The sequence below is a fragment of the Actinoplanes hulinensis genome (assembly GCF_019429605.1).
Lineage (GTDB): Bacteria > Actinomycetota > Actinomycetes > Mycobacteriales > Micromonosporaceae > Actinoplanes > Actinoplanes campanulatus.
Genome location: NZ_JAHXZI010000018.1, coordinates 160,334 through 181,669 on the forward strand (window position 1 = coordinate 160,334; position 21,336 = coordinate 181,669).

The 21,336-nt window shown below is 70.6% G+C and carries 18 protein-coding genes and 1 pseudogene; 6 read left to right on the forward strand and 13 right to left on the reverse strand.

Annotated features, from left to right (window positions below; translation table 11 throughout):
• The first annotated feature begins 61 nt into the window (after positions 1 to 61).
• Positions 62 to 736: a class II aldolase/adducin family protein gene (locus tag KZ829_RS30960; RefSeq protein WP_183225749.1), complete on the forward strand. Its 675-nt coding sequence runs from the start codon at positions 62 to 64 to the stop codon at positions 734 to 736.
• A 224-nt stretch (positions 737 to 960) separates the two neighbouring features.
• On the opposite strand, the pseudogene KZ829_RS30965 reads toward KZ829_RS30960, so the two are convergent.
• From KZ829_RS30965 to KZ829_RS30980, 4 genes and pseudogenes are all read right to left on the reverse strand, one after another.
• Positions 961 to 1,710 (reverse strand): annotated as a pseudogene (locus KZ829_RS30965) (DedA family protein); the annotation flags it as partial.
• A 117-nt stretch (positions 1,711 to 1,827) separates the two neighbouring features.
• A complete protein-coding gene (locus tag KZ829_RS30970; protein WP_220147396.1) occupies positions 1,828 to 4,323 on the reverse strand; it encodes a polynucleotide kinase-phosphatase in 2,496 nt (831 codons plus the stop codon).
• Positions 4,320 to 5,681 (reverse strand): 3' terminal RNA ribose 2'-O-methyltransferase Hen1, encoded by a 1,362-nt coding sequence (locus KZ829_RS30975; protein ID WP_220147397.1) that lies wholly within the window; start codon positions 5,679 to 5,681, stop codon positions 4,320 to 4,322. The genes KZ829_RS30970 and KZ829_RS30975 overlap by 4 nt, the downstream gene beginning before the upstream one ends.
• Before the next feature lie 53 nt (positions 5,682 to 5,734).
• Complete coding sequence (locus tag KZ829_RS30980; protein WP_220147398.1) at positions 5,735 to 5,920, reverse strand: hypothetical protein; 186 nt, start codon at positions 5,918 to 5,920, stop codon at positions 5,735 to 5,737.
• A gap of 360 nt (positions 5,921 to 6,280) precedes the next feature.
• Here KZ829_RS30980 and fbaA point away from each other — a divergent pair, with 360 nt between their 5' ends.
• On the forward strand, positions 6,281 to 7,306 hold the full coding sequence (fbaA, locus tag KZ829_RS30985) for a class II fructose-bisphosphate aldolase (RefSeq protein WP_220147399.1): 1,026 nt from the start codon (positions 6,281 to 6,283) through the stop codon (positions 7,304 to 7,306).
• Positions 7,307 to 7,658: 352 nt separating this feature from the next.
• The gene (locus KZ829_RS43415) at positions 7,659 to 7,931 is read left to right on the forward strand and encodes a hypothetical protein (RefSeq protein ID WP_246636538.1); all 273 of its coding nucleotides are present in this window, start codon (positions 7,659 to 7,661) and stop codon (positions 7,929 to 7,931) included.
• Positions 7,932 to 7,935: 4 nt separating this feature from the next.
• Here the strand turns inward: KZ829_RS43415 and KZ829_RS30995 are convergent, their stop codons facing one another.
• Together KZ829_RS30995 and KZ829_RS31000 are read right to left on the reverse strand one after the other, a co-directional pair.
• Positions 7,936 to 8,256: a hypothetical protein gene (locus KZ829_RS30995; protein ID WP_220147401.1), complete on the reverse strand. Its 321-nt coding sequence runs from the start codon at positions 8,254 to 8,256 to the stop codon at positions 7,936 to 7,938.
• 23 nt (positions 8,257 to 8,279) lie between these two features.
• Positions 8,280 to 9,482, reverse strand: a complete 1,203-nt coding sequence (locus tag KZ829_RS31000) for a hypothetical protein (RefSeq protein ID WP_220147402.1) — start codon at positions 9,480 to 9,482, stop codon at positions 8,280 to 8,282.
• A 57-nt stretch (positions 9,483 to 9,539) separates the two neighbouring features.
• On the opposite strand from KZ829_RS31000, the gene KZ829_RS31005 reads away from it, so the two are divergent.
• Both KZ829_RS31005 and KZ829_RS31010 read left to right on the forward strand, forming a co-directional pair.
• Positions 9,540 to 10,532, forward strand: coding sequence for an ADP-ribosylglycohydrolase family protein (locus tag KZ829_RS31005; protein WP_220147403.1), 993 nt, complete (start codon positions 9,540 to 9,542; stop codon positions 10,530 to 10,532).
• Between the two features lie 72 nt (positions 10,533 to 10,604).
• Positions 10,605 to 11,027: a DUF3151 domain-containing protein gene (locus tag KZ829_RS31010; RefSeq protein WP_220147404.1), complete on the forward strand. Its 423-nt coding sequence runs from the start codon at positions 10,605 to 10,607 to the stop codon at positions 11,025 to 11,027.
• 46 nt (positions 11,028 to 11,073) lie between these two features.
• On the opposite strand, the gene KZ829_RS31015 is transcribed toward KZ829_RS31010, so the two are convergent.
• Positions 11,074 to 12,759, reverse strand: coding sequence for a chromosome partitioning protein (locus tag KZ829_RS31015; RefSeq protein ID WP_220147405.1), 1,686 nt, complete (start codon positions 12,757 to 12,759; stop codon positions 11,074 to 11,076).
• Between the two features lie 153 nt (positions 12,760 to 12,912).
• Here KZ829_RS31015 and KZ829_RS31020 point away from each other — a divergent pair, with 153 nt between their 5' ends.
• A complete protein-coding gene (locus KZ829_RS31020) occupies positions 12,913 to 13,956 on the forward strand; it encodes a LacI family DNA-binding transcriptional regulator (protein ID WP_220147406.1) in 1,044 nt (347 codons plus the stop codon).
• Here the strand turns inward: KZ829_RS31020 and KZ829_RS31025 are convergent, their stop codons facing one another.
• From KZ829_RS31025 to KZ829_RS31050, 6 genes are all read right to left on the reverse strand, one after another.
• Positions 13,957 to 15,777, reverse strand: a complete 1,821-nt coding sequence (locus tag KZ829_RS31025; protein ID WP_220147407.1) for a glycoside hydrolase family 127 protein — start codon at positions 15,775 to 15,777, stop codon at positions 13,957 to 13,959.
• On the reverse strand, positions 15,774 to 16,607 hold the full coding sequence (locus tag KZ829_RS31030) for a carbohydrate ABC transporter permease (protein WP_308285733.1): 834 nt from the start codon (positions 16,605 to 16,607) through the stop codon (positions 15,774 to 15,776). The genes KZ829_RS31025 and KZ829_RS31030 overlap by 4 nt, the downstream gene beginning before the upstream one ends.
• Positions 16,604 to 17,482, reverse strand: a complete 879-nt coding sequence (locus KZ829_RS31035; protein WP_220147408.1) for a carbohydrate ABC transporter permease — start codon at positions 17,480 to 17,482, stop codon at positions 16,604 to 16,606. Before KZ829_RS31035 ends, KZ829_RS31030 begins: the two co-directional genes overlap by 4 nt.
• A gap of 14 nt (positions 17,483 to 17,496) precedes the next feature.
• Positions 17,497 to 18,813 (reverse strand): ABC transporter substrate-binding protein, encoded by a 1,317-nt coding sequence (locus KZ829_RS31040; RefSeq protein WP_246636539.1) that lies wholly within the window; start codon positions 18,811 to 18,813, stop codon positions 17,497 to 17,499.
• A 193-nt stretch (positions 18,814 to 19,006) separates the two neighbouring features.
• A complete protein-coding gene (locus KZ829_RS31045; protein ID WP_220147409.1) occupies positions 19,007 to 19,954 on the reverse strand; it encodes a diacylglycerol kinase family protein in 948 nt (315 codons plus the stop codon).
• Between the two features lie 2 nt (positions 19,955 to 19,956).
• The gene (locus KZ829_RS31050) at positions 19,957 to 21,249 is read right to left on the reverse strand and encodes an adenylosuccinate synthase (protein WP_204296663.1); all 1,293 of its coding nucleotides are present in this window, start codon (positions 21,247 to 21,249) and stop codon (positions 19,957 to 19,959) included.
• Between the last annotated feature and the right edge of the window lie 87 nt (positions 21,250 to 21,336).

The following is a 21,336-nucleotide window of genomic DNA, read 5'->3' on the forward strand; positions in this document are numbered from 1 at the left end:
GTGGCGCCAGGCCGAGGACCCCGGCTCAACGGACTGGGCCGGCGGACCTGAGGAGGAACGGGTGAACTACGTCCCCGGTGACCTGCGTGACCAACTCGCGCACGTGGGTTACGACGTGGTGCAGGCGGGCCTCGTGTGTGGATCGGGCGGCAACCTGTCCGCCCGCATTCCCGACGAGGACGCCATCTGGGTCACCGCGAGCGGATCCTGGCTGGACCGGCTGAGCCGGAGCACCTTCGCGCCGGTGCGGATCTCCGACGGGGCGCCCGCCGTCGTCGGGGCCATACCGCCGGCACGGATCGAGCCGACCAGTGAGCTGGCGCTGCACCTCGCGCTCTACCGGGCACGGCCGGACATCAACGCGGTGGTTCATCTCCACCCGCAGACGGCTCTGCTGCTGGACGCCCTGGGCGAGCACATCCGGATCGTGACCACCGATCACGCGTACTACCTGCGGCGGGTGTCGACCGTGCCGTTCCGGCTGCCGGGCAGCACCGAACTGGCCGCGCTGACCGCGGCGATGGCCGCCGACGGCACCGACTGTCTGGTGCTCAGCCAGCACGGGTGCGTGGTGATGGGCGACTCCGTGGAACTCGCGCACAAACGGGCGCGCAATCTGGAGGAGGCGGCGTCGCTCACGTACCGGGCGCTCACCGCGGGCCGGCTGGAGAACCTTCGGGAGTGCCCGGAGGAGTTCCTGGAGCGGCTCTCCGGACCCACCGCCGTAACGGTGTAGGCAGGAACGGAAAGGCCGGCTCCCGATACCGGGGCCGGCCTTCCGTCTGTCCGCCGTCAGTTGCGTGGCGGCCACTGCTGCTGGTCGCCGTAGGGCTGCTGCTGCCCGTACTGCTGGGGCGGGTACTGCTGTTGCGGGTAGGTGGGCTGCCCGTACGCCTGCTGCTGGGGGTGGCCCTGCGGCTGAGCCTGCTGCGGGTAGGCCGGCTGCTGCGGGGCATGGTGGTGGTGCTCCTGAAACTCCTGGAACTCGTGGCGGGCGGCGTCGGCCATGCCCGCGACGCTGGCCGCGGCGACGACACCGATGGCGGCCGCCGGCTCCGGGCCCTTGTGCAGGCCCTGCTTCTTGGCCTTCCGCTCACGCAGGAGCTCGATACCGATCGGCAGCACCGAGATCAGGACGATCAGCACGACCACCGGCAGGATGTAGTGGTCGATCTTGTCGCCGATGGCGTCGTAGATCTGCTGCGCCAGCAGGTAGCCGAGCAGGATGATGCCGTCGGTCCAGAGGACGGCGCCCACGATGTTCCACACCAGGAACTGGCGGGCCGGCATGCCGAGCGTGCCGGCGACCGGGTTGAGGAACGTGCGGACGATCGGGATGAAGCGCGCCAGCACCACAGCCTTGGCCGGGCCGAACTTCTCGAAGTAGTACTCCGCCTTCTCGACGTACTCCTTCTTGAAGAGTTTCGAGTCCGGCTTGTCGAACATCCGGCGCCCGTACCTCGCGCCCAGCCAGTGCCCGAACTGGGCGCCGATGATGGCACAGATCGGGGCGCCGATCAGCAGACCGACGATGGACAGCTTGGCGCCCGGGCCGAAGATCGAGTCGGCCACCTCGGAGGCCGCCACGCCCGCCAGGAACAGCAGAGAGTCACCGGGGAAGAAGAAGCCGACCAGCAGGCCGGTCTCCGCGAAGAGGATGGCCAAGACACCCGGCAACCCGAAGGCACTGAGAAGGTCCTTCGGGTCCATCGGGTTCAGCGCGAGCTGCTCCGTGAGCGCATGGATGTCCACGAGGAGCCAGGGTACCGGCCGATGTGCGGCCGGTACCTGTATGAATGCTGTGCGGTTCAGAAAGTGACCGACCGGTCACAAACGAGGATCCACCGGTTCCGACTCGGCTGCCAGGATCGCGAAGACCAGCTCGTGCACCCGCCAGGCCGGAGCGCCCTCGGCCAGCCGGTCCAGCGCCGCCAGGCCGAGGCCGTGCTCACGCAGAGCCAGCGACCGCTTACGGCCCAGGTTCCGCCGGCGGAGCTGGTCCAGCTGTTCCGGCCGGGTGTACTCCGGACCGTAGATGATCCGCAGGTACTCACGGCCGCGGCACTTCACGCCGGGCTGGACGAGACGGCCCTTCGCGTCGGTCCGGGCGAGCCCGGCCCACGGCTTGACCACCATGCCCTCGCCGCCGGCCGCCGTCAGGGTCAGCCACCACTCGGTGGCGGCGGCCTCCGCCGCCGGATCGTCCAGATCGACGATCATCCGCCGGGTGGGCGTGAAGAGCTCCGGGTCTGCCGCGACCAGGCGGTCCGCCAGCGCCAGGTGCCAGTCGTGGTCCCTTTTCGCGTACGAGACCCCGGCGCCCGCCAGCACGGCGAACGGAGCGAGGGTGACCCCGGTGAGGCCGTCGGTCGGTTTCACATAGGCCCGGTAGGCCGCCGAGTATCCCTCGATCTCGGTGGCCCGCAGCTCCAGCCGGTCCCGCAGTTCGCCGACGTCGAGCCCGCGCCCGGCCACCCGCTCCAGCACCGTGAGCGCGGCGGGCAGCGCGGCCCGGCCGGCCGCGCCGACCCCGGCGTACTGGTCCCGGATGAGGCTGCCCGCCTTCGCCGACCAGGGCAGCAACTCGGTGTCCAGGAGCAGCCAGCCGGTCTCCAGCTCGGCGAAGAGCGGGGCGGCCGCGGCCCGGATGCGGGCCAGCAGCGGCTCGTCCAGTTCCGGGCCGAAGAACGGGCGGCCGGTCCTGGTCCAGACGGCGTCGCCCGTGCCGGAGACGGAGACCCGCACCACGGCACGGGAGCCCATGTGTTTCTCCTCGCACACCACCCGCTCCACCCCGGCGGCACGCAGGTCCGCGAAGGCCGAGGACGGGTGCTCCAGGTAGCCCTCCACGGTCGAGCTCGTGCACGGCGCCATCGTGGGCGGCAGCCAGACCAGAGTCTCCGGGTCGACCGAGAACCGCCCCATGACCTCCAGGGCCGCGGCCGCGTTCTCGGCGGGGACGGTGGTCTGTCCGTACCCGTAATCGATGTGCCGACGACCCGTCACGTCCGCGATGTCCAGGCCCTGATCGGGTTTGGCCGGAGTCGTGAGCAGCGGCCGGACCGGTGCGTAGTACTCCTTCGCGGCCGGGACCGCGACCAGCTCGCGCGACGGCCAGCGGAGCGCGGTGAGCGCGCCGCCGAAGACGCAACCGGTGTCCAGGCAGATGGTGTTGTTGATCCACTCCGGAACCGGGGTGGGCACGTGGCCGTAGACGACGGCGGCCGAGCCGCGGTACTCACGGGCCCAGGGGTAGCGGACCGGCAGGCCGTACTCGTCGGTCTCGCCGGTGGTCTCGCCGTAGAGCGCGAAGCTGCGCACCCGGCCCGAGGCCCGCCCGTGGTAGGCCTCCTTGAGGCCGGCGTGCGCCACCACCAGGTTGCCGTCGTCGAGCACGTAGTGGCTGACCAGGCCGTCGATGAAGACCCGCACCTCGGCGACGAACGCCGGGTCCTCCGCCTCGAGCTGCTCCAGGGTCTCCGGCAGGCCGTGGGTGAGCTGGACGTTGCGCCCGTTCAGCTTGCGAGCCAGTTTCTGCTCGTGGTTGCCCGGCACACAGATCGCGTGCCCGGCCGCCACCATGCCCATGACCAGCCGCAGGACCCCCGGCGAATCGGGACCGCGGTCGACCAGGTCACCGACGAAGACCGCCTTGCGGCCCTCCGGGTGCGTGGCGTCGACCGGCCGGTCGCGCTCGTCGCGGACCAGGTGCCAGCCCAGCTTGCCGAGCAGCGCCTCCAGCTCGGCCCGGCAGCCGTGCACGTCCCCGATGATGTCGAACGGTCCGTGCTCGCCCTTCAGGTCGTTGAAGAGCTTCTCGTAGCGGATCTCGGCGGCGGCGATCTCGTCCACCCCGCGCAGGACGTGGATCTTGCGGAAGCCCTCCTTGGCGAGCTGCCCGAGAGAACGCCGCAGGTCACGGTGCATCCGGGTGATCACCTGGCGGCCGAAGGTCCGGTCCGTACGGCCCTGCGTGCGCTCCCAGGCCAGTGACTCCGGCACGTCCAGCACGACCGCCACCGGCAGCACGTCGTGCTCACGGGCCACCTTGACCAGACCGGCCCGGGCGTGCGACTGGAGGTTCGTCGCGTCCACCACGGTCAGCCGTCCGGCGGCCAGCCGCTTGCCGGCCACGTAGTGCAGCACGTCGAACGCGTCGGACGAGGCGGACTGGTCGTTCTCGTCGTCGGCCACCAGGCCACGGAAGAAGTCCGAGGAGAGGACCTGGGTGGGCGCCCAGTGCCGGGCCGCGAAGGTCGACTTGCCGGAACCGGAGATGCCGACCAGGGCCACGAGCGACAGCTCGGGAACGTCGAGGATCATGCGGTCACCTCCGAGATCTTGAAGAGAGCGAGCTGGGTGGGTGCGCCGGTGACCTCGTCCGCCTCGCCGACCCCACGGATCGTCACCGTGTAGCCGTGTGCCGCGGCGACCGACTCCGCCCACGCGGCGAACTCGGTCCGGGTCCACTCGAAGCGGTGGTCCGAGTGGCGCATCCCGGTCAGCCCCTCGTAGTGCACGTTGTACTCCACGTTCGGCGTGGTCACGATCACGGCGCCGGGCCGCGCGTGACCGAAGACGGCGGCCTCCAGAGCGGGCAGCCGGGGTAGGTCGATGTGCTCGATGACCTCCATCAGCACCGCCGCGTCGAAACCGCGGAGCCGGTCGTCGCGGTAGGTCAGCGCGGTCTGGATCAAGCGGATCCGGTCCTTCTGCCGCTCGGGCAGCCGGTCCAGCCGGAGCCGCCGGGCCGCCTGCTCCAGCGAGCGGGTGGACACGTCGGCACCGACGATCTCGGTGAGAGCCCGGTCCTTGACCAGGGCGGTCAGCAGCGCGCCGCCACCGCAGCCCAGGTCCAGGACGCGGGACGCGCCCACCTCGGTGAGAGCGGCCAGCACGGCCTCCCGGCGCTGCTCGGCCAGCGGGGCGCGGCGGGTCACCGGCAGCTCGGCCTCCTCCTCGGTGGCCGGCTGATCCGCCTCCAGCAGCTGGAGGGCGGTGGTCGCCAGCGACCGGCGGTGCGCCAGGTAGCGCCGGGCGATCAGCACCTTCTCCGGGTGGGCGGCGAGCCATCCCTCACCGGAGCGCAGCAGCTTCTCGATCTCGTCCGGAGCGACCCAGTAGTGCTTCCCGTCGTCCAGCACCGGCAGCAGCACGTACAGATGGTTCAGCGCGTCGGCGACCCGCAGCTCGCCGGACAGGTGCACGTCGACATAGCGGCTGTCGCCGCCGATCTCCGCCTCGAACGGGATGGGGGTGGCCGTGACCTGCCAGCCGAGCGGGGTGAACAGGCGGCTCACCAGCTCCGGAGTGCCGCGCAGCACCGGCACGTGGATCTCCAGCGGGATGCTGGTGGCGGCCAGTTCCGGCCGGTCCCGCGAGGCGCCGCGCAGGGCGCTGCGGAACACCTTGGCCAGGGCGCTCGCCAACAGGCTGGAGGCCGCGTACGGCCGATCGTTCACGTACTGGCTCAGCTCGAACGCGTCCCGCTGCGCCCGCAGCCGCTGTGGGTCGATGTCCAGCAGCAGGGCCGCGGTGCACCGGTCCTCCTCCGCCTCGGGGTAGAGGACGTGCGCCGTGCCGGTGGGCACGTCGAAGGAGTGCACCTTGCCGGGATGCTTGACCAGCAGGTAGCCCAGGTCGGTGGCGGGCCGGTGGGTGGTCGTCAGGGTGAGCAGCACGCGTCGATCGTGTCAGCAGCCCGCGACTCCGGCGATCGATTTGTGCCCGCCGGTCAGCGGTAGTCGTCGTCGAATTCGACCACGCGGACCTGTTCCTGGGCGTCCCACTCGCTGACGTCGCCGGTGTGGGGCGGCTCGTCGTCCGAGTCGTCGTCCTGCAGGCTGGGGACCGCGATCATCGCCTGCTCTGCCGCGTCGAACTCGGGTGTCTCCAGGTCGATCTCCATCGGCTGCGTCATCCTCGGCTCCCTTCCGTTCTCGGCGGCTATCGGCTCCGGGGTGGTCCGGTCTCTCCGGTGCTCGGGCGTGTGGTCCTCGTCTCATGGTGCGCGTTGCCCGGCCGGGATGCCGCACAAACGGGCAGGTGCCGCTTCTTCTGGCGGTGGCGCGAGCGGCCCGATCACGGAGCGCAAGGGGAACAAGGGCCACAGTCCGCCGCGAACCGGCCGGGAGATTGCCGCTTATATACCAATCGCGGGGCTCGCGGTCCGGATTTCGGGGCGATTTCCGCTACGCAACGCGACTGCGGAATACTGCCTGCTGGAGGACAGCGCGGTCCTGCCCTCTGCTGCCCGTACCAAAGAGCAAGGAGCGCACCGATGCCTATCGCTTCTCCCGAGGTCTACGCCGAAATGATCGATCGCGCCAAGGCCGGCGCGTTCGCCTACCCGGCGATCAACGTGACGTCCTCGCAGACCCTCAACGCGGCCCTCCAGGGCTTCGCGGAGGCCGGCAGCGACGGCATCATCCAGATCTCCACGGGTGGTGCCGAGTACGTCTCGGGCCCGACCATCAAGGACAAGGTCACCGGCGCCGTGGCGCTGGCCGAGTTCGCGCACCACGTCGCGAAGCACTACCCGGTCAACATCGCGCTGCACACCGACCACTGCCCGAAGAACCACCTCGACGGGTTCGTCCGGCCGCTGATCGACATCTCCGCCGAGCGTGTCGCCAAGGGCCAGAACCCGCTGTTCCAGTCGCACATGTGGGACGGCTCGGCCGTGCCGCTGGACGAGAACCTCCAGATCGCCGAGGAGCTGCTGGCCAGGACCGCGGCCGCCAAGATCATCCTGGAGATCGAGGTCGGCGTCGTCGGTGGCGAGGAGGACGGCGTCACCGCCGCGATCGACGACAAGCTCTACTCGACCGTCGAGGACGGCCTGGCCACCGCCGCCGCCCTGGGCCTGGGTGAGAAGGGCCGCTACCTGACCGCCCTCACCTTCGGCAACGTGCACGGCGTCTACAAGCCGGGCAACGTCAAGCTGCGCCCGGAGATCCTCAAGGAGATCCAGGACGCGATCGGCGCCAAGTACGGCAAGGAGAAGCCGCTCGACCTGGTCTTCCACGGCGGCTCGGGCTCGCTGCTGTCGGAGATCCACGGCGCTCTGGACTTCGGTGTCGTCAAGATGAACATCGACACCGACACCCAGTACGCGTTCTCCCGCCCGGTCGCGGACCACTTCTTCCGCAACTACGACGGTGTGCTCAAGGTGGACGGCGAGGTCGGCAACAAGAAGGCCTACGACCCGCGCGCCTGGGGCAAGCTGGCCGAGAACGGTCTCGCCAAGCGGGTCCTCGAGGCCTGCGAGCACCTCCGCTCGACCGGAACCACGTTCGCCAAGTAATTCCGCGACGACGGCCGGTCCCCTTCGTGGGGACCGGCCGTCGTTGTCTTGCGGGGTCACGCAGAGGCACGGGTACCATCGACCGATCAAGATCGGCGGGACGGTGGTCGTGCTCGGAATCGAGGGCTGGAAACCCGAGTGGCATCACGATGCCGAAGCCCTCGCTGCCGCCCATCGACACATGTTCGTGCGGCTCATCGGCCGGAAACTGCGATCAAGCCATCTCATGTGGGATGTGGCTCAGCGTGGTTGGTTCGCCGACGGTCCGGTGATCCTCGACTTCGGAATGAGTCGCGTAGAGATCACTCACCGTAAATTCGATGAGTGCGCGATCACCTGGGACCAGATCGACATGAGCGTCCCGATCGACTGGTACGAACACTTCGACTGGCGGTCCGACCCGAACGCCGCGCTGCGCCAGGCCCGTGACCGCCCGCTTCGTGCCGTCAACATCATCGAGCGGACCACCTCGGCCGACTGGCGGCCCCGCGTGCTGCACGCCGTCGAATTCCTCTTCGACGGCGCGCGCCTCGCGATCTACAACGCCATGGACGAGAACGGCATCACCGACGTCCCCGAGGCCGAGCTGCCCGCCGTGCACTGGCGGCGCGTGCACGTCGCCTGAGAGGTCAGTAGCTGCCGCCACCGCCACTGTCCCCACCGCCGCTCCAGCCACCGCCGCCACTGTCCCCGCCGCTCCAGCCGCCGCCACCGCCGCTGTCGGAGCCGCTCCAGCCGCCGCTGTCACTCGACGACGAGCCGCTGTCGCTCCACGAGTGGTCGTCCGAGGAGCCACCGTCGTGGTGGTGGCTGTGCGGGGCCGCCACCCAGGCGCCGTTGTTGTGGGAGCGGGACCGGCCGGCGCGCCGGGCGCCGCCCCTGATGATCTTGAGGAACAGTGAGACCGCCAACAGCGCGATGACGACGATGAAGAACACGGTCAGATCCATGGGTGCAGTGTGCGACACCCCCGCTACTTCGCCGAAGGCGCGGGTGAGAGGGCCGACATGGCCTCGTCCAGTGAGTCGGTGACCACGATCAGACCGGACTGGTCGCCGCGTGGGGAACGGGCCAGCAACGGTCCGAGGAGGTCCGCCACGGGCAGCGCGGCCCAGTGCTCCACACCGAGGAACACGTACGCCCCGGACGGCCCGTCGGTGGCGTAGAACGTCTTGGTCGCCGCCTGGAAGATCTCCTGCACGGTCCCGGCCCAGCCCGGTGCGAACACGATCCCGCCCCGGGACAGCCGCAGGATCGAGTCCTCGCGGACCGCGTTGGAGAAGTACTTGCCGATCTGGCCGGCGAACAGGTTGGCCGGCTCGTGCCCGTACAGCCAGGTGGGCAGGGCCAAGCCGCCGTGCCGGAGCCGGCCGGCCACGTCGAGCGGTGGCAACGGCCAGGTGGCACGCACCGCCAGCGCGGCCGCGGTGTACGGCACGTGGTCCAGGAACTGCGGCGCGACCGCGAGCCGGTCGATCGCGACGGTGAGGTCGGCCTCCGGGAACGAGGAGAAGTAGGCGCCCAGGTTGGCGGCCTCCATCACGCCCGGGCCGCCGCCGGTCACGATCAGGCGCCCGGCGGCGGCCAGGCGGCGGGCCAGGGCCGCGACCATCCGGTACGGCCCCGAGCCCCGTGGCGCGGCATGCCCGCCCATGATCCCGATCGCCCCGCCCGGCCCGGACATCCTCGCCCACGCGTTGAGCGCCTTGCCCAGCGCGTTGTCGATCCCGGCGTCGTGCAGCCGCTGGGCGAGCGCCTCCCGGATGTCCGGAACAGCGCCGCCGTGCGCCACGAAATGGTCGTAGACGGTGGTGTCGTACATGCCGGCGAAGCCGTGCTCGGCGAACCCGGCGGACAGGTCCTCCGCCGTGTACAGCAGCGCCGGATGTGTCGGGTAGGGCCGGCCGTCGAAGGGCGGGACCACGTGCGCCCCGCGCCGGATCAGGTCGGCCTCCACCTCCAGCCCGGCCAGATGGCAGCCGACGAAGACGGTGTCGCGGACGTCGGTGCCGCTCAGGTCGGGCGGATCCTGGTCCAGGCGCAGGCCCAGGACACACAGGCCGGCCAGGGTGTTCCTGGCCAGGTGCACGTTCAGTTCGGCTCGGGTCTCGATCTCGTCGGCGGTCGCGTCGAAGGGCGTGTCGCCGCCGAGCACTGGTTGCAGGGGATCGGGCATACCGTCCATCTTGCTCGCACCGAGCACGTCGTTGACGTACTACCTAAAGTTGTCGGCATGCGTGCTGCGTCGGGGTCACTGTTCGGATTGGCGTACGGGGATTCGCTCGGGAAGCCGACCGAGTTCCAGGAGTACGCCTCGATCGTCGCCCGGTACGGTCCCGGCGGCCCACGGCAACTGGTCGGCGAGCCGGCCCTGGTGACCGACGACACGCAGATGGCCCTGGCGGTCGGTGAGGCGCTGCTCGAGGTCGGCGCCGACGTCACCCCGGCCGCTCTGGAGCCGGTGCTGCGCCGCCGCTTCCTGTCCTGGGCGGCCAGCCCGGAGAACGACCGGGCGCCCGGCATGACCTGCCTGCGGGCCATCGAGCTGCTCGCCGACGGCCGACCGTGGACCCGGGCCACCCAGGCCGGCTCGAAGGGCTGCGGCGCCAACATGCGGGTCACCCCGGTGGGCCTGGTTCCCGGTCTCACCGACGACCAGCGGGCCGGGGTGGCACAGTTCCAGGCGGCCCTCACACACGGCCATCCGACCGGGCTGGCGGCGAGCGAGCTCACCGCGTACGCCTGCCTTTGGCTCCGGAACGGCCTCGCGCCGGCCGATCTGCTCGCCGCCCTCCGGGATCGCTGCGCCGCGCAGCGGAAGGTCTATCGGGGCGACTGGCTGGGGGAGCTGTGGCAGCGCCCGACGGTGACCTCGCCGGAGGACTTCATCGCCCGCGGCTGGGACGAGTGCGCCGCCGCGCTGGACCGGGTCGAGGCCGCGCTCGCGAAGGGCGACCACGCCGGCGACCCGTGCCTGGCCACCGGCGCCGGCTGGATCGCCGAGGAAGCGCTGGCCACGGCCCTCTACTGCTACCTGATCTCGCCGCACGAGCCGGTCACCGTCGTCGGCCGTGGCGCGGCCTCGTCCGGCGACTCCGACTCCATCGCCTGCCTGGCGGGGGCTTTCGCGGGCGCCTCGCTCGGCCTCTCCGCGTGGCCGGACGAGTGGCAGACCCAGATCGAGTACGCCGGCCGGCTGTTCCGTCTCGGCAGGGCCTGGGACTGATCATCGGCTGTTCATTCGGGGAAACGCCGTCTTGACGGGAATGCGGCCCGCCCGGACGGGTTGAATGGGGTCATGCAGAACCTCCTTCCCGAGCCGCCGGCCACCCGCCTGCCCGCCGACGCCGAGGCCGACAAGGCTCTCGCCGAGGCCTCCGCCGCGGGCACCGACGAGGCCTTCAAGGCGGTCGCCGCCAAGTACCCCGCGTACAGCGCCGCCTGGGCGCCTCTGGCCGCCGCGGCGCTGGCCGCCGACGAGCCGGTCACCGCGTACGCGTACGCCCGCACCGGATACCACCGCGGCCTGGACGCGCTGCGCCGCAACGGGTGGAAGGGCCACGGCCCGGTGCCCTGGGCGCACGAGCCGAACCAGGGCTTCCTGCGCTGCCTGCACGTCCTGTCGCTGGCCGCCGCCGTGATCGGTGAGGCGGACGAGGCGGCCCGTTGCGCCCAGTTCCTGCGGGACAGCGACCCGGCGGCGGCCGACGCCCTGACCTGATCCGTTTCGGACGGCGAGCGTCTTCGGCGCTCGCCGTCCATTTTCGTCAGAGCCCCTCAGCGACCGCAGCGGCGATCTTGAGCCAGGCGTCCTTGGTGCTGCTGGACAGTTCGCCGTACCGGATCGGCTCGCCGGAGTCGATCAGCCGCTCGTAGGGGGCCAGCAGCACCGCCCTGGTCCGGGCCGCGAAGTGCTGCTGGATCCACGGCAGGTCGATGTCCTTGCGGGTCGGCGGCATGGTGACGATCGTCACCGCCTGGCGGACCAGTCGCCGGCGACCGCTCTGCTCCAGGTGGTCGAGCGCCCGGGCCGCGGTCTCGGCCGAGTCGTTACGGGCCGACATGGTGATCACCAACTGGTCGGTGGCGTCCATGGCGGCCTGCCAGTTCTCCGCGCGGACGTTGTTGCCGGTGTCCACGAAGATCAGCTTGTAGAACCGGCTCACCACGTCACGGATCTCGGCGAACGAGTCCGCGGTCAGCATCTCGCCGGCGGTCGCCGACTCGTCCGAGGCGAGCACGTCGAACATGCCCTCGCCCTGGGCCCGGACATACTGCGACAGGTCACCGACCCGGCCCTGCGCGCCCTGGAAGAGATGCAGGTCACGCATCATGTCCCGGACCGTACGGGCGTGGAAGTCCTGCTGCGCCCGCATGCCCAGCGTGCCCTGCGTCTCGTTGTTGTCCCAGGCCAGCACGTAGCCGCCGCGCTTCTGCCCGAACGTCATCGCCAGCAGCAGCACGGCCACCGTCTTCCCGGCGCCGCCCTTCGGGTTGACCACGGTTACCTGGCGCAGCCCGCCGAAGTTGCGGCGGACCATCTCCACGTCCTGCTTGTACTCCAGCTCATGCTGGCCCGGAGCCATGTTGAGCAGCCCGAACGTGCTCTTCCGGAGCATCGCCCGGGCACCCATCGTGGCGCTCTGCTGGGACGGCCGGGCGAGCCGCCGCCGGGCGAACTCCTCCGCCGTCGGCGTCGCGTCGAGCAGATCCTGGAACGGGTCGATCTCAGCGGCGCCGGGCGGCACTGCCTGCTGCTGAGGTGGCGACAACGGCGTCGTGTGCACGGGCGCCTCACCGACGGCCTGCGGCGGGAAGCCGTCCGCGGTGGGCGGCATTCCGACGGCGGCCTGCGGCGGCCACGGCGCGGCCTCTGTGGGGCTCGGCGTCCCGACGGCGGCCTGCGGCGGCGTCGGCTGTTCAAACGGCGGGGGTACGACGGAGGCGCCGACCGCCGGTGGGACCGGCTGGACCGAAACGGGCTCCACCGGAACCGACAGTGGCGGCGCCGGCAGGACGGAGGCCGGTTCAGCGGGTCCGGGCCAGGCGGGCTGGGCCGACAGCGGAGAGACCGGCGAGACCGGCTGCACCGGGACCGGCTGGGTGGCCGGCGGCACCGGGGCGCTCTCCGCCGGACGGTGCGGCGGGTGCGCCCACGGGGAGTCGGCCACGGCCGGGACGACCGGATCCGGACCGGGCCACGGCGCCGCCTCGGCCGGCGGCCGCTGGCTGGGCAGATGCACCCCGGGTGGCAGGGACGTGTCCCCGGAGGGCCGGTAGACGCCCGGCTCGACCTGCGTCATCCCGACCGGTGGCGTCCGATCGGTCAGTGGCACGGCACGGCCGTGCACCGGCGTCTCGGGCTCGTCGGCCCAGAACGGCTCCACGTCCCGGGCCGGCGGAGCGGACTCGGCCCCCGGGGCGTGGACACGGTCGGCGTTCTCGTCCGCCACGGATGAGACCTCCGGTATCACGATCGGCTGAAGTGCCCGTCCAGAGTTGCACGGACCTCGGATCCTTGTCTCCTGCGGTAGCGGGCGGCAGCGGCCCGGCCCGCATGAAATCGTATGCGGGCATGCCGGGCGGCCGGTGTTACGCTCGCTGCGATGCCACCGTCCCCGCGTTCCGTGGTCACGATGCGGGACATCGCGGCCGCCTCCGGGGTTTCGCAGAGCACCGTGTCACGGGTGCTCAACAACGCGCCCACCCGGGTGCCGATCGCCCCGGAGACCCGGGAGCGGGTGATCCGGGCGGCACGGGAGCTGGGTTACCGGCCCAATCCGCTGGCCCGGGGGCTGCGCGGCGCGTCGACCAACCTGATCGGCGCGGTCGTCCGGGACTTCAGTGACGTCTTCTACGCCGGGGTCATCGAGGCGCTGGTCGTCGAGTCGATGGCGCACGGTTACCACGTGGTGCTGGGCCACGTCCACGGGCGGCTGGACGCCGGAACCCCGCTCACCACCGTGCTGGAGACCCGGCACACGGACGCGATCATCCTGCTCGGTGACATGCAGGCGTACCCGGAGTTCCTCGACGACCTGCGCGGATCGTCGGTGCCGGTGGTGGGGCTGTGGCAGGGCGTGAGCCCGCTCGAGTTCCCGGCCGTCAACCCGGACGACCGGGCGGGTGTGCGGGCGGGGCTGGAGCATCTCGCGTCGCTGGGGCACCGGCGGATCGGGTTCCTCAGCGCGGAGTTGCCCAACGAGTACCGCATCCGCGAGGAGGCGTACGCCGATTTCATGCGGGAGCGGTTCGGCGGTGTCCCCTCCGGCTATCTGCGGCGCTGTCCCGGCACCCTGGACGGCGGCGAGTCTGCGCTGACCGACCTGATGAGCCTGCCGGAGCCGCCGACCGCGGTGGCCGCCTCCACCGACCTGGTGGGAGTGGGCGCGCTGCATGCCGCGCACGGTCTCGGCATCCCGGTGCCCGGCCGGCTGTCGGTGGTCGGTTTCGACGACATCCTCATCGCGTCGCACACCGTGCCCGCGCTCACCACGCTGCGGATGCCGATCGCGGAGATCGTCGGCTTCGGCGTGGCCCGGGCGGTGTCGCTGGCCCGGGATCCGTCGGGTGGCCGCGAGCCGGACGTGACCGTCTTCCAGTTGCCGCTGGTCGTGCGGGACTCCACCGCGCCGCCGGAGCGGCCCTGATCATCGGGGGATCCAGACCCGCATGGCGCCCGGTTCGCGGTTGGCCCACGCGAAATAGGGGATGGCTCCGGCTGTCGCCGGCGCACCGGACCGGCGGCGGAGCACCGGGACGGTGACGCCGATCATCGCCTCGGCGACGTCGGGCCGCGGCTGCACGTCCGGCTCCCGGCTCGGATCCCAGATCAACTCCTCGATCTCGGTACGCCCGGGCGCGTCCGCGGTCTCGATGCAGTAGACGAGCGGGCCCCGTTCCACCGCCACGCACCCGCGTACCGCGTCGATCCGCGGGTCCGGCTCGGTGATCCGGGCCGGCAGGTCGAGGCTCAGTTCGACGACGTCACCGGGCTGCCACCGCCGGTGCCGCTTGACCATCCCGGCGCCGACCGCGAGGGTGCCGTCCGGCCCGGTCAGGGTCGCCGTCCGGCACCATCGGGGCACCCGCAGGGACAGGGTCCACGGCTCCGCCGGCGTCTCCAGCAGGGACAGGACGATGCGGCCGTCCCAGGGGTAGCCGGTGTCGATCCGCAGCCGGGCCGGGCCGGACGGCAGTTCGGTTCGCACCTCGGCCGCGGCGTACTGGTGCACCTGGATGCCGCTGTCGTCACCGGTCGCCAGGTACTGCTGCCACGTGCTGAGCAGGCGCATCAGGTTGGGCGGGCAGCAGGCGCACGGATACCAGGGCAGCCGTGGCCCGGCTCCGTCGAGCACGCGGTGGGTACGGCGTTGCAGCGGGTTGGTGTAGAAGAACCGGGTTCCGGTGAGCGAGATGCCGGGCAGGACACCGTTGTACATGGTCCGCTCGATCGCGTCGGCGTACCCGGCCTCGCCGGTGGCCAGCAGCAGGCGCCAGGCGAGCATGACGCTGGCGATGGCCGCGCAGGTCTCGGCGTACGCCCGGTCCGGTGGCAGCTCGTAAGGATCGCCGAAGGCCTCGTCGCGGTGCCGGCTGCCGAGTCCCCCGGTGAGGTACGTGCGGGTCCGGATCATGTCGTCCCATCGCCGCCGGACCGCGCCGAGCAGCCGGTCGTCGCCGAGTTCGACGGCCACGTCGACGGCGCCGCAGTCCAGGTAGAGCTGCCGGACGGCATGGCCGGCGACGGTGGCCGCGTCGCGTACCGGCTCATGGTCCTGCCAGTAACCGGCGCCGAACCGCGCGCCGGGCAGCGTGCCGTGACCACGCAGTTCGAGCATCCGGGCGGCCGTCGTCAGACGGCGCCGGTCCCCGGTCACCCGCGCGAGCTCCACCAGCGCCATCTCGATGTTGGGATGGCCGTCGACGAGCGGTCCGGGCAGGTGGTCGGCGGCCCGGATCGCGACGTCGAGCAGCCGGTCGTCGCCGAGCGCGCGATGCCAGGCCACCGCGGCCTGGATCAGGTGCCCGAGGCAGTAGAGCTCGTGGCCCCAGGACAGGTCACGGTACGGCTCGCCGTCGCCGGCCTGGACGTAGCTGTTCAGATAGCCGTCGGCCCGCTGTGTGGCGGTGACCAGGGCGATCACCTCGTCGGCGGACGCGGCCAGGCCCGGGTCGGGTCCGCGGGCGAGCTCCCACCCGACCGCTTCGAGCCACTTGTACACATCGGAGTCGAGGAACGGTAGGGTGGTCCCGGTCGAGTCGGCGGCGGCACGGTACCCGTCCGCGAGCCGCAGATTGTCCAGCGTCCCGGCGCGGCGGAGCTGGTCGAGACCGTGCGGGATGGTGTGTTCCCGGTTGATCCGGACCCGGTCGGCCCAGAAGCCGGTGCGCAGATCGACCTGCTCGGCGCCGAACGGACGGAGCCGGGACCAGGCGGTCCGGGACGGCTGCACCACTGACACGCTCATTTCACGGCTCCGCTCATCAGACCGGCCATGTAGTACCGCTGGAGCAACAGGTAGACGAGCACGCAGGGGATGATCGAGATGGTGACGCCGGCCTGGAGCATGCCCCAGTCGGTGCCGCCGAGACTGGTCTCGGTCCGGGCCGTCGCCAGGATCACGGGCAGGGTGAACTTCGCGCTCGAACTCATCATCACCAGCGCGCCGAGGAACTCGTTCCAGGACGTGATGAAGGCGAACAGGGTGACGGTGACGACGGCCGGCACCGTCGGCGGGAGGAAGACCCGCAGCAGGATCTGCAGCGAGCCGGCCCCGTCCATGACGGCGGCCTCCTCGATCTCCCGCGGCACCGCGGCGAACGTGTTGCGCAGGATGTAGAGGCTGAACGGCAACTGGATGCTGGTGTGCAGGACGGCCAGCCCGACCAGCGAGTTGGTCAGGCCGACCCGGGCGAACATCAGGAACATCGGGGTCAGCAGAGCCTGGTACGGAATGATCAGCGCGAGCAGGAGCACCACGAAGATCACCTCGCGGCCGGGCACCGGGAAGCGTGACAGCCCGTAACCGGCGGGCACCGTCAGCAGCAGCGTGAAGACGATCGTCAGGAGCGCCGTGCCGAAGCTGTTGCCCAGATAGGTGAGCAGACCCTCCTGGTAGTCCCAGAGCCGCCGGTAACTGTCCAGGCTCACCCCGTGCGGCAGGTAGGTCGGTGGGGTGGCGGCCGCCTCGGCGGTCGGCTTGATCGAGGCCAGCATCGAGTAGACCAGCGGCAGCAGCATGACCGTGCTGATCGCGGCGCAGGCGGCCGTCACCAGGTATCCGGTGCGCGCGGTCACGACTCGCTCCGGCGGGTGAGCACGAGCTGCACGATGGTGAACGCCAGGATGGTCACCGCGAGGATCAGCGACAGGGCGGCGCCGTAACCCAGCCTCAGGTACGGGAACGAGTTGAGATAGACGAAGAACACCGAGGTCGCCGTCTCGTTCTGCGGTTGGCCGGCGGTCATGATGTAGAACTGGTCGAACGCCAGCAGCGAGCCGATCACGCTGAGCAGGGTGACCAGCAGGACCGTACGCATGGTGAGCGGCAGGACCACGCGGGTGAGCCGCTGCCGGTAACCGGCGCCGTCCACCAGGCTCGACTCGGTGATCTCGGTGGGGATGGCCTGGATCGCGCCGACGAACAGGATCATCCCGAAGCCGATCACCTTCCAGACCACCGACGTGCTGATCGCGAAGTTCGACGTGCCGGCGTCCACCCCGAGCCAGAGCACCGGCCGGTCGATGACACCGAGGTCGAGCAGGATCCGGTTGATCACCCCGAAATTCGTGCTGAACAGCCAGTACCAGAGCAGGCTGGAAACCCCTAGACCGATGACGACAGGGACGAATATCACGGTACGGGTGACAGCGCGCACCCGCGACGGTGGCGCGGTCAGCAGGGCCAGCAGGTAGCCGCCCACGATGAGGACCGGGGTGATCAGGACCGTGTACTCCAGAGTGAACCGGAACGACGTCCAGAACTGCTCGTCGCCGAACGCCCGCCGGAAGTTGTCCAGGCCGATGAAGTGCGGCTCGGCGATCAGCGACCACTCGTGCAGTGACATCCAGATCATCCGGCCCAGCGGGTAGACCGTGAACACCAGCACGAACACCAGTGCCGGGGCCACGTACGCCAGGCCGGTCCATCTGTTCCGCCGCGTACCCTGCATGGTTTTCCCCTCCGTCAGGACTTCGCGGCGATCTCCTTCATTTCCTTCTTGGCGTCGGCGATGACCGTGTCGAGGTCGTCGTCGGAGTAGTAGGCGCGCTGGAGCATCTTGAGCCAGGGGCCCTGCGGCGAGTTGATCTGCTCGAAGAAGGTCAGCGTGTACGGCGTACGGCCGACGGTCAGCGCCTTCGCCACGTCCTGGACCAGCGGTTCGGCCTGGAAGTACTTGTTGTCGACCATGTCGCTGCGCGTGGTCAGGTTCAGCGCCTTCGCGTACACCTCGACCTGGACGTCGTCGGAGAGTAGGAACTTCATGAAGTTGACCGCGTCGTTGACCCGCTTGCTGCCCTTGGGCACCACGACGAGGTCGCCGCCGATGAACGAGGCGCTGGAGTTCGGCGCCACGCCGGGCAGCAGGGAGATGCCGAAGTCCATCCCGGGGTTCTGCTGGCGGGCGAGCGTGATGTTGAAGTTGCCGGTGCCCATCATGCCGACCTTGCCGGAGCCGAACTGGAGGTGGAACGTCTCGCCGTTCTCGGTCCGGTCGCCGTCGTGGACGTTGCCGGCCCTGACCATGTCCCGCTCGAACTGGAGCACCTGCTTCACGCCGTCGCCGACGAGCGGCTCGTCACCCGGGCCGGCCGCCTCGATCTTGGCGCCCGAGGCCCACATCAGCGGCCCGACCGTGAAGATGTTGCAGCCCGCGCAGTTGCCCGGCAGGTAGTAGCCCTTCACGTCCCCGCCCAGCGCGGTGATCCTGTCGGCGTAGGACCGCAGCTCGGACAGGCTGGCCGGTGGCTCGGCCGGGTCGAGGCCCGCTCGCTTGAAGAGGTCCTTGTTGTAGAAGAGCGCCGACACGTCGGCGTAGAGCGGGACGCCGTAGAGCCGCTGGTCGTACGTCGCGACCGTCATGTGCCCGCTGCTGGCGGTCGCCAGCTCGGGCCAGGCGCGGATCCGGTCGGTGAGGTCGACGAGCTGGCCGGCCTTCTCGAACTGGGGCGCGTAGATCAGATCCATCCCCATCAGGTCGGGAACCTGCCCGGAGGCGATGCCCTGGGCGATCTTGCCGACCATCTCGGTGTGCGGAATGTAGGTCAGTGCGATCTTGCAGTCGGGATTCTTCGTGTTCCACGCCGCGACCAGCATGTCCACCATGTCCTTGTTGCCACCCGAGCGCTCCCACATGGTGAGTTCGCCCTTACCGGCGCAGCTGGTCGTGGCGGCCACGTTCTGCCCGGCCGTGGATTCGGTCGGCTCAGTCCCCTGGGAGCAGCCGGTGACCCCGATCATGGCCGCGACGGTCAGGAGGGACAACCGCTGACGGGTCCTCATCCCACGTGCCTCCTGTCGAGTCAGCCCCGACCCGAGTGCCGGGTTGCCGGGACCGTACCGCGCACCGCATACGTTTGCGTACATACGTTTGCTCGGTCCGTCACGACTCGTGGAACCCGACATAGGCGAGAAACCGGAGAAACAGCGCGACCCCGGTTCCGCATCGGAACCGGGGTCGCCCAGAAGGATCGTGCTAGCTCGTGAACACCGCCCAGGCGCCCGCCTCGGTCCACCACGAACGCTTGCGGCTGGTGGAACCCGCCACCCCGTCGTCGAGGAACTGCAGGTCGCCCTCGCGGGGCAGCACGGACACCGCACGGCCGCGCGCCCGGCGCACCTCCACCCGGACCCTCGTGCCCTTGAAACGCTGTTTGACCACGACCGGGACCGCCACCGCGACCTCGACCCGCCCGTCGGTGGGGTCGCCCTCGGCGAGCAGCCGCAGGCCGTCGAACTCGGCGTAACCGGCCGCGTTGCCGACCACACAGGCCAGCACCGGCTCCTCACCGTCGGTGAGCAGCGCGTCGTCGACCTCGACCCGGCCACGCCACGGCACCGCCCGGCCCTCGTCGTCGGAACCGCCGAGCAGAGCGCCGTCCAGCGTCACCGAACCGCCGTCGTTGCGCAGCAGGTCGAGGCGGCGGACCGGCCCGTTCATCACGGCCGCGGCCACCTCGGCCGGGGTCCGGGGAAGGCCGAGCTGAGCGGCCAGATCGCTGGAGTTGCCCGGGTCGAGCGGCAGGATCGCGAGCGGCGGGAGATCCGGCACGGTGCGGCCGGCCGCCAGATCGGAGGGGCGCCTGCTGGGCGGCGGAGCGTACCGCCGGACCAGCCGGCGCACGACGGCGCGCAACTGGCCGTCGGTGGCGCTCGCCACCACCAGCCGCAGCTTGGTGTCCGGGTCCGGCCAGGCGAGACCGTCCGGCCGGGCGGGCCCGTCGAAACGGGCCAGCACCGCGTCGATCTCCTGATCCGAACCGGCCAGCACGGTCTCCACCCGGGCGCCGGCCTCACGAAGCGCGTCCGCGCAGGCCAGCACGGGGGTACGCGGAGTCGCGCAGGCGGACGCACAGCCGCCGCACCCGGAACCGCAGCCGTCGCCCGACCCCTCGGCCAGGCTGAGGAGCACCACGTCGTACACGGTCAGTTACCGCCGAGCACCGAGTGCCGCTCGATGACCGCCTCACGGCCGGGACCGACGCCGACGATCGAGATCCGCGCGCCGATCCGCTGCTCGACGAACTCGACGAAGTCCTGCGCCTCCTGGGGCAGGTCCTCGAACTTGCGGCAACCGGTGATGTCCTGCTTCCAGCCGGGCAGCGTCTCGAAGATCGGCTTCGCGTGGTGGAAGTCGGTCTGGTTGACCGGCATCTCGTCGTGCCGGACGCCGTTCACCTCGTACGCCACGCAGACCGGGATCTCGTCGAGCCCGTCGTAGTTGTCCAGCTTGGTCATCGCGAAGTCGGTGACCCCGTTGATGCGCTGCGCGTAGCGGCCGATCACCAGGTCCAGCCAGCCGATGCGGCGCGGGCGGCCGGTGGTGGTGCCGTACTCGTGACCGACCTCACGCAGGTAGTCGCCCCACTTGTCGTGCAGCTCGGTCGGGAACGGGCCCTCACCGACGCGGGAGGTGAACGCCTTGAGCACGGCAACCACCCGGTCGATCCGGGTCGGCGGGATGCCCGAGCCGGTGCAGGCGCCGCCGGACGTCGCGTTCGAGCTGGTCACGAACGGGTAGGTGCCGTGGTCCACGTCGAGCAGGGTGGCCTGGCCGGCCTCGCAGAGCACGACCTTGCCGCCGTCGATGGCCTGGGACAGCTCCAGGGCGGTGTCGGCCACATAGGGCCGCAGCCGGTCGACGTAGGAGAGCAGCTCCCGGACCACGTCGTCGACCTTCGCCCCGGTCCGGTTGTAGATCTTCGACAGCACCTGGTTCTTGAAGCCCAGCGCGGCCGTGACCTTCTGCCGCAGGATCGACTCGTCGAAGAGGTCCTGCACCCGGATGCCGATCCGGTTCATCTTGTCGGCGTAGGTGGGGCCGATGCCACGGCCCGTCGTGCCGATCCGGCGCGAGCCGAGGAACCGCTCGGTGACCTTGTCGAGAGTCCGGTTGTACGACGCGATGACATGCGCGTTCGCGCTGATCCGGAGCCGGGAGGTGTCGATGCCGCGGGCCTCCAGGCCGTCGATCTCCTGGAACAGCACGTTGAGATCGACGACGACACCGTTGCCGATCACCGGTACGACGTTCGGGGAGAGGATCCCGCTCGGAAGGAGGTGGAGCGCGTACTTCTCGCCGTCGATGACGACGGTGTGGCCCGCGTTGTTGCCACCGTTGAACTTGACCACGTAGTCCAGCCGGTCGCCCAGCAGGTCCGTGGCTTTGCCCTTGCCCTCGTCGCCCCACTGGGCGCCGACCAACACGATCACCGGCACTTTGAGTGTTGCCTTTCCCCAAGGTCGTACCTGGAGGAGCCCGGGTACTGCCGAAGTTTACTGGACGGTGACGCAGGTAGGATGGGC